This window comes from Chromohalobacter sp. 48-RD10 (assembly GCF_029889785.1).
Lineage (GTDB): Bacteria > Pseudomonadota > Gammaproteobacteria > Pseudomonadales > Halomonadaceae > Chromohalobacter.
Genome location: NZ_JARANX010000070.1, coordinates 1 through 2,968, shown reverse-complemented (window position 1 = coordinate 2,968; position 2,968 = coordinate 1). Strand labels below are relative to the sequence as shown.

The window sequence follows — 2,968 nt, the reverse complement described above, 5'->3', positions numbered from 1 at the left end:
CCTCTATGGCAACGGACATGGAAACGCAACGCGTGCGTCCCGAAGATGACGAAATCGACCTGGCGCAGCTCGTCAATCTATTGATCGACGGTTGGCAGCTCATCGTCGGCGCGGTTGTCGCCGCCTTGGTGCTGGCAGGGGCCTATCTACTACTCACCACGCCGCAGTATGAAGCGACGTTTCGGGCCTCGCCCGCCGCTTCCTCCAATTTCTCGGGCATGAACCTGCTCTCGGGGTTCTCCGTATCGCCGAAAGATGCCTACACCACTCTGGGCAATCGGTTGAGCAGCTTTCAAAATTTCGAGCGTTACGTCGAGAACCATCGCGATGACTTCGAAATACCCGACGAGGCATCGCTGGCACGTGTGTTCGCCAACCGGTTCGAAATCGCCGGGTTAACCTCGGACGTCAGCGGTTCCACCGAACTCAGCCTGACCTATCGCTATCCCGAAGGTGAAGTCGGTAACGAGAACCTCAACGGCTACATCGAGGCCACGGCCGAGCGCGTCTGGGAAGAACTCAAGAACCGTTTCGCACGTGCTAATCAGGCGCAAATCGCCTCGCTCAATACGCGTGAGGATGTCGGCGAAGACAAACTCATCGCCGAGCGTCAGCACCGCCTCTTCGCCTTGAACAACGCCATCAACACGGCCCACGCGCTAGGGATCGAGTCACCCACCACGCCGCAGGAATTCGGCCAACTCAATCCCGAAAAAGAAGTCATCTACGCCAGCCTTTCCGGTAACGGGGCGCTCCCGCTCTACTTCATGGGTTACCAGACTCTCGAGGCCGAGCGCAAAACCCTCAAGAACCAAATGCAGGAAGGGCTCAGCAATGGCACGCTGCGCAATACCCGTGAAGAGCTCAACCGGCGTGCCCAAATCGCCGCCATGCTCAATAAAGACAGCTTCTATCCCCTTGAAGAGGGGGTTTCGAATTATCCCGATGAACGCGTCGTCAATGTGATCGAGCGTGCTTATCCTGAAGACGATCCCGTCAAGCCTCGTACCATGCTGGTGCTGGCATTGGCGGTTGTGCTCGGCGGCATGCTGGGTGTCATGGCGGTCTTCATGCGAGCGGGCATGGGAGCGGTACTGCGTCAGCGTCGAGCCACGTGAGAATGCGCCGCTTCCTGGCAAGGCCCAGGCAATGGCTAAAGCATCTGGCCAAGCGGCTATGGCGCCGACGATGGGCGATGCTAGCCGCTTGGGCACTGTGCGTGCTGCTAAGCTTGATGCTCGTTGCGCTGGCGCCTACGCACTATCGCTTTACCTCGGTCTATCAACTGACGCAGGCCCAGAGACAAGCGCCTGGTAGCGGCGTGAGTACCGGCGTGCCCGCAAAGCAAGTGTTGGGGCGTACCCGCGCGGTGTTCATTCCCGCAGCACGGCGTGAAAACGCGAGCGATAGCGACGTGGCCACTCTTGACGTGCAGGCATCGCTCGCGCCCCAAGGCACGCGACTACGCTTGGAAAGCCACGCTAAGCTGTCACAGGCGGCGCACATCGAAGCCGTTCACCGGGCCGTGCTGCGCCAAATAGGCGCACTGGATGCCACCTGGGCAAAAGAAGCTGAAACGCGTTTAACGCAACGCCATGCAAGGCTACGTCGCCAAGCCATCTGGCTGAGAGAAAATCTCGACCAACATGGCAGCGCCAAGGCCTTGATGCGCGTGCAAGGTACGTTGCAACGAATAGCGCTAATGCGCGATACCTGGATGCCCGGCCAACGCAGAATGCTGGCACAGCAGGCACCTCAGGCCATTCCGCGCGATTGGCACGCGGCTTGGTCAATGGGTAGCCGCGCAGGGCTGTGGGCGTGTCTCGTCGTATTTTGCTTACCGCCGTGGCCTCGGCGTAGTTCATTACGGCATCGCCTCACTCAGGCAAATACGCGCTAAACGTCGCCATGGCGCGACAACTTTTTGGGTTTCTCTCACAAAATTCAACGCTATAACGGTAGAGATGGGCGGGGGGCTCACATAGAATGAGGCAGCGTGGCCAGGAAGGCCATGTGTTGCTGTCTTTTCGAATCTAGCGTTACAACAACGACGACACCGCCATGCCAGCGGGCGAGGGTGCAACAAGGAAGGCCACAGGTAGCGTTTCTGCCAAGGCGCCCATCCTTATTCTCCTGAGCCTCGTATCGTCTTGCCATTTACTGGCCGGCGTAGCGGTGTCGCCCATACGATGGAAGGGCCTTGGGAAGCTGCCCGGTGTAATCCTAGGGCGGTAGCGTGCCTAAGTGGCCGACCGTATAGCGAATAGGGAAATCAACGCGTCATGACACAACCCCCCGCGCAACAAAACCAGAAAACTCAATGGCCGGATGCTGACTGGCGAGACGATGAAATCTCTCTCGTGGACCTCGCGGTGATCTTGATCCGGCGTTGGAAAGCCATGGCCGTCATCTTCTTCGTCGTCGTCGCTCTCGCAGTGGCCGCGGCATTCCTGCTGCCAACCCAATACCAATACTCTTCGCTCTATAGCGTGGCCGAGTACACCAATAGCAACGGCCAGCGCGTGGCCATCGAATCACCCGCTTCAGTCGTTGCCAAAACGGAAAATCTCTACCTCGGGCCAGAGACACGCAAACTCCTGGAGGAAAACGATCTCGAGTCATTGCCGTTTGAGGTCAAAACCTCCAATCCCAGCGATACGCTGCTGTTGCAATTGAGCAGTGAGGCCACGCAAGAGAATCAACAACTGGTAGCGACGCTTCATCAACACGTGATCGACCGCCTGCAAGCAGATCAAACCGAACTGGTAGAACAGCGCAAAGCCTCACTCGAACGCCAGCTCGATTCAGCCAAGCAAGCACTCGAAAGCGCCCAGCAATCTTCAAGCCCCAGCGCCGCTGAACTGATCGCCACCTACTATAGCCGTGTCTCCGACCTGGAAGGCCAGCTCAATGAGCTTCGTGAAGGTGAAATTACACAGCATGCGGTGCAAAGCCTAGAGCCCGTAGG

Annotated in this window: 3 protein-coding genes; all 3 read left to right on the top strand. The window is 58.2% G+C overall.

Going from position 1 to position 2,968, the window contains the following annotated elements; genetic code table 11:
• Positions 1-1,118 (top strand): Wzz/FepE/Etk N-terminal domain-containing protein (locus OP496_RS16940; RefSeq protein WP_280564989.1); only part of this gene is annotated, 1,118 nt, incomplete at its 5' end.
• 77 nt (positions 1,119-1,195) lie between these two features.
• Entirely contained in the window at positions 1,196-1,900 is a 705-nt protein-coding gene (locus OP496_RS16935) for a hypothetical protein (RefSeq protein ID WP_280564988.1), read from the top strand.
• 382 nt (positions 1,901-2,282) lie between these two features.
• On the top strand, positions 2,283-2,968 hold a 686-nt coding region (locus OP496_RS16930), incomplete at its 3' end, for a Wzz/FepE/Etk N-terminal domain-containing protein (RefSeq protein ID WP_280564986.1).

What these genes read in the sequence shown, in the direction of transcription:
- OP496_RS16935 (WP_280564988.1), top strand. Translation starts at nt 1,196, where the DNA reads ATGCTAGCCGCTTGGGCACTGTGCGTGCTGCTAAGCTTGATGCTCGTT.